The sequence below is a fragment of the Actinokineospora bangkokensis genome, assembly GCF_001940455.1.
Taxonomy (GTDB): domain Bacteria; phylum Actinomycetota; class Actinomycetes; order Mycobacteriales; family Pseudonocardiaceae; genus Actinokineospora; species Actinokineospora bangkokensis.
In genome coordinates, this window is the sequence record NZ_MKQR01000003.1 from 69,615 (window position 1) to 77,547 (window position 7,933).

General features: G+C 76.7%; 6 protein-coding genes. 4 read left to right on the forward strand and 2 right to left on the reverse strand.

Going from position 1 to position 7,933, the window contains the following annotated elements:
- Window positions 1–83: 83 nt before the first annotated feature.
- The gene (gene mycP / locus BJP25_RS01905) at window positions 84–1,367 is read left to right on the forward strand and encodes a type VII secretion-associated serine protease mycosin (protein WP_332888623.1); all 1,284 of its coding nucleotides are present in this window, start codon (window positions 84–86) and stop codon (window positions 1,365–1,367) included.
- A 109-nt stretch (window positions 1,368–1,476) separates the two neighbouring features.
- Here mycP and BJP25_RS01910 read toward each other — a convergent pair whose 3' ends face one another.
- Complete coding sequence (locus tag BJP25_RS01910) at window positions 1,477–1,764, reverse strand: hypothetical protein (protein WP_075973015.1); 288 nt, start codon at window positions 1,762–1,764, stop codon at window positions 1,477–1,479.
- A gap of 14 nt (window positions 1,765–1,778) precedes the next feature.
- Window positions 1,779–2,099, reverse strand: coding sequence for a WXG100 family type VII secretion target (locus tag BJP25_RS01915; RefSeq protein WP_075973016.1), 321 nt, complete (start codon window positions 2,097–2,099; stop codon window positions 1,779–1,781).
- Window positions 2,100–2,248: 149 nt separating this feature from the next.
- On the opposite strand from BJP25_RS01915, the gene eccCa reads away from it, so the two are divergent.
- From eccCa to BJP25_RS34485, 3 genes are all read left to right on the forward strand, one after another.
- Window positions 2,249–6,217: a type VII secretion protein EccCa gene (gene eccCa, locus BJP25_RS01920; RefSeq protein WP_075973017.1), complete on the forward strand. Its 3,969-nt coding sequence runs from the start codon at window positions 2,249–2,251 to the stop codon at window positions 6,215–6,217.
- A 97-nt stretch (window positions 6,218–6,314) separates the two neighbouring features.
- Entirely contained in the window at window positions 6,315–6,665 is a 351-nt protein-coding gene (locus BJP25_RS01925; protein ID WP_075973018.1) for a hypothetical protein, read from the forward strand.
- The coding region (locus tag BJP25_RS34485) for a hypothetical protein (protein ID WP_408607084.1) at window positions 6,662–7,933 on the forward strand (1,272 nt) is incomplete at its 3' end. The genes BJP25_RS01925 and BJP25_RS34485, both read left to right, overlap by 4 nt.

Here is a 7,933-nt window from a genome sequence, read left to right on the forward strand (position 1 = left end):
CCGCCCTGGGCGCGCGCGGGCGGTGCCGGCCGCAACCGGCCGGCGCCACCTGCGGGGCCGGTGCGGGCCGCAGGATGCGGGGCATGAGCCGTCGCAGCACCGCCCTGGCCCTGGCCGCGGTGGCGTTCCTGGCCCTCGCCCCCCTCCCGGCCGCAGCCGCCCCGCCCGCTGGCGCCTGCCGCGACCCCGAGCCGGGGCGCCCGGTGGTGCCGCAGGTGCCGTGGGCGCAGCAGCTGCTCGACCTGGACCGGGTGCACGCGCACAGCACCGGCGCCGGGGTCGCGGTGGCGGTGGTGGACTCCGGGGTGGACGCCGACCACCCGCAGCTGGCCGGGCGGGTGCTGCCGGGGCGCGACTTCTTCCTGGCGGGCACCCTGCCGGGCAACTTCGACTGCGAGTCGCACGGCACGGCGGTGGCGTCGATCATCGCGGCGGGCCCGGCCGAGGGGGTCGCCTTCCGCGGGGTGGCCCCGGACGCGCGGGTGCTGCCGGTGCGGGTCAGCGACCGGGAGTTCACCGACGGCGGCGACCCCATCCCCATCGACGTCGACGTGGTGTCCCGGGGCATCCGCTACGCGGTGGACGAGGGCGCGCGGGTGCTGAACCTGTCGCTGTCGGGCTACGGCGACTACCCGGCGATCCGTGACGCGGTGGGGTACGCGCAGAGCCGGGACGTCCTCGTCATCGCGGCGGTGGGCAACCGGCAGCAGGACGGGGGCGGGCCGTCGTTCCCCGCCGCGTACGACGGCGTGCTCGGGGTGGGGTCGGTCGACATCTCCGGTGCGCGCTCGCGCGGTTCTCAAGTCGGCCCGTACGTCGACGTCGTCGCCCCGGGCGAGGGGGTGCTCGCCGCGGCCCGCGCGGGTGGGCACGCCTACTGGACGGGCACCAGCTTCGCAGCGCCGTTCGTGGCGGGCACGGCCGCGCTGGTGCGTTCCGCGTGGCCGCAGTTGACCGCCCCGCAGGTCGCCGCGCGCATCACCGCGACGGCGTCCCCCGCGCGCGGGGGCAGGGGCAGCGCGGAATACGGCGCCGGTGTCGTCGACCCGTACCGCGCTGTCACGGAACGCCTTGCCGCAGAAGGCCCCCTGGCGATGCCCCCGGTCACCGACCCGCCCGTCGATGAGGCCGCGTTGCGCGAACAGGCGTGGTGGCAGCGCGCGGGGTCCTCTGCGGTGATCGGGGTCGGGGTGGTGGCGTTGGCCATCGTCGTCGCGGCCGTGTGGGCGCTGGTCGCCCCGCGCGGGCGGAGGTCCCGGTGGCTGGCCGCGCGCCGCACGGCGCTGCCCGCGGCGCCTGCGCGCGTGGAGCCGCCGGACGAGGTCTTCCTGTTCCCGCCGCCCCCGGTCGAACGCGTGCGGCACTAGACCCGGTTCCACAAACCTGTCGTGGTATGTGCCCAGGGCGCCCCAGCGGATAAGGCGAAGGGCCCCGGAGCGGATCGCTCCGGGGCCCGCCACGCGGTGCGGAACCGGGTCAGCCCAGCGCCGACATCGCGCGGCCCAGCGCCTCCTGGCCGTTGGCCTGCGCCTGCGCAACGGCCCGGGAGAGCGCCAGCTGGAACTCCGTGGTCGAGGCCGCGGCCTGGTCCCACAGGTGGCCCAGCTCGACGAAGCGGCCACCCGCGACGTCGCGCCAGGTCTCGGCGGTGATGCCGACCGTGCGCCCCCAGTTGTCCTTCTCGGCGGCGACGCCGTTGGCGGTGTTGGCCAGGGCGCTGCTGCCGTCGCCGAGGTCCCCGAACTGGTACCTGATCTCGCCCATGGTGCTGCCTCCTCCTAGAAGCGCAGGCCGGCGGCGACCGGCCCGTTCATCGCCTGGACCGACGTGTCGTCGGCCTGCTGCTGGGCGTTGCCGGAGACCCCGGTCGCCTCGCCGACCCTGGTCAGCTCGCGCATCAGGGCGTCGACGTCGCGGCGCCAGTTCTCGTGCTGCGCGATGAACGCGCCGGGGGCCTGGCCGCGCCAGGACGCCATCAGCGCGTTGACCTGGTTCTCGATGTTGGTCACGTGTCCCTGGATGGCCGACACCGACGACCCCGCCGCCTTCGCGGCCGCGGCCAGGTCCTCGGGTGTGCCCCAGAGGGCGTCACCTGCCATGTCTGCTCCTCACGTCTGCTCAGCCGGTGCGCCGACGCTAACCGCGGGCGCGGCCCCGGCCCGGTGCCCCGGCACCTTCCTGCCACCGGCCGCCGCGCGCGGTCGGCGGCGGCGACGATCGCCGGGCACCAGCGGTGGAAGGGGAGGCGATGGCGACAGTCGTGGTGCGCAGGCCGCTGCGCAGGCCCGCGCCGGAGATGCCCGCGGGCGAGCTGCTGCTCGACGCGCCGCCGGAGATCCCCCCGCCACCGGGTCGGCAGTGGGCGCAGGCGCTGATGGCGCTGCCGATGGTGCTCATGATGACCGCGATGGTGCTGATGTTCAGCGGCGGCGTCGGCGGGTCCGGGCTGGGGGCGCTGCGCTACGTGGTGTTCGGCCTGTTCGGCGTGTCCATGCTGATCATGATCGGGATCGGCTTCCTCAACGGCGGCGGCCCGAGCAAGCGCGAGATGGGCAACGCCCGCCGCCTCTACCTGCGCGCGCTGGCCCAGCACCGGGTGCGGGTGCGGCGCACCGCGCGCAGGCAGCGCACCGCGCTGGACTACCTGCACCCCGACCCGGCCGTGCTGTGGTCGGTGGCGGCCAGCTACCGGTTGTGGGAGCGCCGCCGCGGCGACGCCGACTTCGGCGTGGCGCGCATCGGCACCGGCAGGCAGAGCCTGGCGACCGCGCTGGTCGCCCCGGACACCAAGCCGATGGAGCAGCTCGAACCGCTCTCCGCGCTGGCGCTGCGCCGGTTCATCACCACCCACTCCGCGGTCGCGGACCTGCCGCTGGCCATGGCGGTCAACGGGTTCAGCCGCGTGCACGTGCGCGGCGGGGAGGCCGCGGTCGGCCTGGTGCGCGCGGTGCTCGGCCAGCTCGCCACCCTGCACGCCCCCGACGACCTGCGGATCGCGGTGTGCGCCTCGCCGCAGCGGCGCCCGGCGTGGGAGTGGCTGAAGTGGTTGCCGCACGCCCTGCACCCCGACCGCGCCGACGCGCTCGGCCCGATCCGCCTGGTGGCGCCCACGATCCCGATGCTGGAGGCGGTGCTCGACGACCTGCTGGGCAACCGCCCGCGCTTCGACCCCGAGGAGGGCGGCACCCGCGTCGCCGGGCCGCACCTGGTGGTGGTGCTCGACGGCGGCGCGGTCGCCGGGTCCGACCACCTGGTCGCCGGGTCCGGTGTGGAGGGTGCCACCGTCGTCGACCTCACCACCGTGCCGCCGCGCGCCCCCGACCGCTGCACCGTGGTGCTCGACGTGGCCGCCGACGGCGCGCTGTCGAGCAGCACCGCCGACGGCGAGGTCGAGCTGGGCCGCGCCGACGACCTGCCGGTCGCCGCCGCCGAGGCGCTGGCCCGCCAGCTGGCCCCGCTGCGGCTGACCGAGGGCGCGCGCGGCGAGCAGCCGCTGGCCACCGAGCTGGGCCTGGAGGAGCTGCTGGACCTGGGCGACCCGTACGCCTTCGACCCGCAGGACACCTGGGTGCAGCGGCCCAACCGGGACAAGCTGCGGGTGCGCTTCGGCATCCGCCCGGACGGCACGCCCATCGAGCTCGACCTCAAGGAGTCGGCCCAGGACGGCATGGGCCCGCACGGCCTGCTCATCGGCGCCACCGGCTCGGGCAAGAGCGAGCTGCTGCGCACCCTGGTGCTGGCGCTGGCGATCACCCACCCGCCGAACTCGCTGAACTTCGCCCTCATCGACTTCAAGGGCGGCGCCACCTTCACCCGGCTCGACCGGCTCCCGCACACCAGCGCGGTGATCACGAACCTGGCCGACGAGCTGCCCCTGGTCGACCGCATGGCCGACGCGATCACCGGTGAGCTGGTGCGCCGCCAGGAGCTCCTGCGCGCGGCGGGCACCTTCTCCTCGCTGCGCGACTACGACAAGGCGCGCGCCTCCGGTGCCCCGCTGGTCGAGGTGCCGACGCTGGTCGTGGTCATCGACGAGTTCAGCGAGCTGCTGTCGGCGCGCCCGGACTTCATCGACATCTTCGTCCAGATCGGCCGGGTGGGCCGCTCGCTGGGCGTGCACCTGCTGCTGGCCAGCCAGCGGCTGGAGGAGGGCAGGCTGCGCGGCCTGGACACCCACCTGTCCTACCGCATCGGCCTGCGCACGTTCTCCGACATGGACAGCCGCACGGTGCTGGGGGTCCCCGACGCGTTCTCCCTGCCGCGCGCGCCCGGCCACGGGTTCCTGCGCTACGGCGACGAGCCGATGGCGCGGTTCCGCTCCGCCTACGTCTCCGGCGTGCACACCCCGGCGGGCGCGGCGGCGCCCACCGGCCGGGCCGAGCCGATCGGGCTGGCCGAGTACACCACCGCCTACGTCACCCCCGCGGCGGCGGCGGAGCCGGAGGAGGCGGGCGAGCGGGCCGAGGACGCGGTGGGGGAGAGCCTGCTCGACATCCTCGTCGACCGCTTCGCCGGGCGCGGCAGCCCCGCCCACCAGGTGTGGCTGCCACCGCTGGACGACCCGCCCACCCTCGACGACCTGCTGGGCCCGCTCGCGGTGGACCCCGGGCGCGGGCTGTGCCCGGTCGACCGGGCCGGGCACGGCGCGCTCAAGGCCGTGGTGGGCGTCGTCGACAAGCCGCTGGACCAGCGCCGCGACCCGCTGGTGCTGGACCTGGCGGGCGGCGCGGGCCACGTGGCCGTGGTCGGCGGCCCGCGCTCGGGCAAGAGCACCGCGCTGCGCACGCTCATCGCCGCGCTCGCGCTGACCCACACCCCGGCCGAGGCGCAGTTCTACTGCCTGGACTTCGGCGGCGGCGCGCTCGCCGCGCTGCGCGGCCTGCCGCACGTCGGCGGGGTCGCGGGCCGCACCAACCCGGGCGCGGTGCGCCGGGCGGTGGCCGAGGTGGCCGCGGTGCTGGCCGAGCGGGAGCGCCGCTTCGCCCAGCTGGACGTGGACGGCATGGCGGGCTACCGGGCGCTGCGCGCGGCCGGGCGGGTGGCCGACGACCAGCACGGCGACGTGTTCCTGGTGGTGGACGGCTGGTCAACGCTGCGCAAGGACTTCGAGGACCTTGAGGACGTCATCACCACCCTGGCCACCCGCGGCCTGAACTACGGCGTGCACCTGGTGGTCACCTGCGCCCGCTGGTTCGACCTGCGCACCCACCTGCGCGACCTGTTCGGCAGCAAGGTGGAGCTGCGCCTGGGCGACCCCATCGACACCGCGATCGACCGCAAGGAGGCGCTGCGGGTGCCCGAGGGCGCCCCCGGCCGCTGCCTGGCCGCCACCAGGCACCAGGCCCTCACCGCCCTGCCCCGCGTCGACGGCCGGGCCACCTCCGACGACCTCGTCGCCGGGGTCACCGACCTGGTGGCGCGGGTGGCCGCGGGCTGGGGCGGGCCGAGCGCGCCGGAGGTGCGGCTGCTGCCCGAGCGGCTGCCGCACCTGGCGCTGCCGCCCACCGACGACCCCGGGCACCTGCGCATCGCGGTGGGCATCGCGGAGTCGGACCTGGCCCCGGTGCGGCTGGACTTCGACGCCGACGCGCACCTGCTGCTGCTCGGCGACGTCGACTCCGGCAAGACCTCCTTCCTGCGGCTGCTGGCCCGCCGGATCACCGCGTCCTACCCGCCCCGGCGGGCGAAGGTGGTGGTGGTCGACCACCGCCGCGGCCTGCTGGGCGCGGTCGGCGGCGAGCACCTGCTGGGCTTCGGCAGCGACCCCATCACCACCAGGGCGCTGATGGTCGACGCCGCCGCCGGGCTGCGCGAGCGGCTGCCCGGCCCGGACGTGACCCCCGAGCAGCTGCGCGCCCGCGACTGGTGGCGCGGCCCAGAGCTGTTCGTCCTGGTCGACGACGTCGACCTGGTGATGACCTCGGCGGACAACCCGCTGGACCCGCTGCTGGAACTGCTGCCGCACGGCCGCGACATCGGCCTGCACGTGGTGGTCACCCGGCGCACCGGCGGCGCGGGCCGGGCGCTGTTCGGGCAGTTCCTGTCGCGGCTGCGCGACGTGGGCGCCACCGGCGTGCTGCTGTCCGGCGACAAGGAGGAGGGCCCGCTGCTCGGCGGGCTCAAGGCGGGCCCGCTGCCCCCCGGCCGCGGCCGGGTGGTCAGCAGGCGGGGCGAACCGACGCTGGTGCAGCTGGCGCACCTGCCCCCGGAGGGCTGACCCGGCAAGACGGGGAGCAGGCACTCAGCAGCGAACTGCACGGAGCAGCGAACAGCACTCAGCAGTGAACAGCACAGAGCAGCGAACAGGAGGAGACATGGCAGGCGACTTCCTGAGCGGGACGCCGGAGGTCATGGGCGCCTTTGCGGCGCAGGGACCGCAGGCGCCCCCCGGTGGCCAGGGCGGCATGAGCTCGCTCATGGCCGAGGGCGCGGACTTCGTCGACCGCGACCACGAGGCGAACAAGCGGATGGCGGCCTTCTTCACCACCGCCGACCAGGGCATCCGCTCTTACAACAGCACCGCGGCGGCGAGCGGGCGCGGCTACCTCGACGCCGACGAGGCCAGCCGCACCGGGTTCGCCGTGCTGGGCGGCGAGACCATGCGGACCACCCTGGCCAACGACCCGACGCCGCCCCAGGAGCCGATGGAGGTCGGTCCCCGATGAGCTACCAGGACACCCCGCTGGACCGGCAGCTGGCCATCGTCACCGCCGAGGCGGGCAACACCGGCGCGCTGACCGCCAAGGCGCGGGTCTACACCGACGCCGTGGCCGAGCTGACCGAGGCGGCCCGCTCGGTGGGCGCGGCCACCGACCGCATCGAGCCCGCCTGGACCGACGCGGCCGGGCAGGGCTTCGTGCAGCGCGCCCGCGGCGGGCGCCGCCAGCTCGACCTGTGGGCGCACACCATCGAGTCGGCCAACCCGCAGCGGGCCATCCAGGCCGTCGTCGAGCAGATCGGCGTGGCCAGGGCGAAGGTCGTGGCGAACAAGGCCACCGCCGACCGGCTCGCCGCGACCACCTTCGCCACCCGGGGCGAGGCCGACGCCGCGGGCCAGGAGATCCTGCGTCTGCAACGCGAGTCGGGGGCGACCCTCGACGAGCTGGGCACCCGCTACACGGCCGCGGCCGCCGCGGTGCAGGCCGCGACCAGCGGCGCCGACTGGACCCAGCAGATGCCCGGCGGTGGTGCCGGGGGCGCCGGTGGTGCGGGCGCAGGCGGCGGGGGTGGCGCGGGCGCCGCGGGCGGTGGAGGCGCCGCTGGTGGCGGTGGCGGCGGGGCTGCGGGCGGTGGTGGCGGCGGTGCCGCAGGCGGCGCTGGCGGTGGTGGTGGCGCGGCGGGCGGCGGTGCGGGCGGTGCCGGGGGCGGCGGTTTCCGCGCCACGGCACCCGGCGGTGGCTTGAGCGGCATCGATCCCAACGGCATCGACACCACCGGTGGCGGCGCCAACCCGTCCCTCGCCGGTGGCCTGGCTGGTGGTGGCGGCGGGATCGCCCCCACCCTGCCGCAGGCCCCGGTGGGCGGGTACCCGGCGAGCACGCCGTCGGTCGGCGGCGGCTTCACGCCGTTCCTGCCGACCGCGGGCGGCCTCACCCCGGCCCAGTCGGCGGCGGTTGACGCCGCTCGCGCGGGGGGCTACTCCGCGCTCGGCGGCGGAGGTTCCGGCGGCGGCTACGCGGCCAAGGTCCCCGGCGTCAGCGTCGGCGGGTCGCCGCGGCTGCCCGTGGCGGCCACGCCCGTGCCGACCGCGGGCGTCCCCGGCGCGGGCACGCAGCCGACCCCGCCCACCGGCGTCGGCACGGCGGCGGGCCCGGGTGGTCCCGGGGGCGGCACCCCGCCGATGATGCCCCCGGCAGCGGCGGGCGCGGGTGCCGCCGCGGCGGCCGGGGGCGGCGGGGGCGGCGGGCCGGTGCAGCCCGGCTACCGCTCGGGC

What these genes read in the sequence shown, in the direction of transcription:
- BJP25_RS01910 (WP_075973015.1), bottom strand. Translation starts at nt 1,764, where the DNA reads ATGGGCGAGATCAGGTACCAGTTCGGGGACCTCGGCGACGGCAGCAGC.
- BJP25_RS01915 (WP_075973016.1), bottom strand. Translation starts at nt 2,099, where the DNA reads ATGGCAGGTGACGCCCTCTGGGGCACACCCGAGGACCTGGCCGCGGCC.
- eccCa (WP_075973017.1), top strand. Translation starts at nt 2,249, where the DNA reads ATGGCGACAGTCGTGGTGCGCAGGCCGCTGCGCAGGCCCGCGCCGGAG.
- mycP (WP_332888623.1), top strand. Translation starts at nt 84, where the DNA reads ATGAGCCGTCGCAGCACCGCCCTGGCCCTGGCCGCGGTGGCGTTCCTG.
- BJP25_RS01925 (WP_075973018.1), top strand. Translation starts at nt 6,315, where the DNA reads ATGGCAGGCGACTTCCTGAGCGGGACGCCGGAGGTCATGGGCGCCTTT.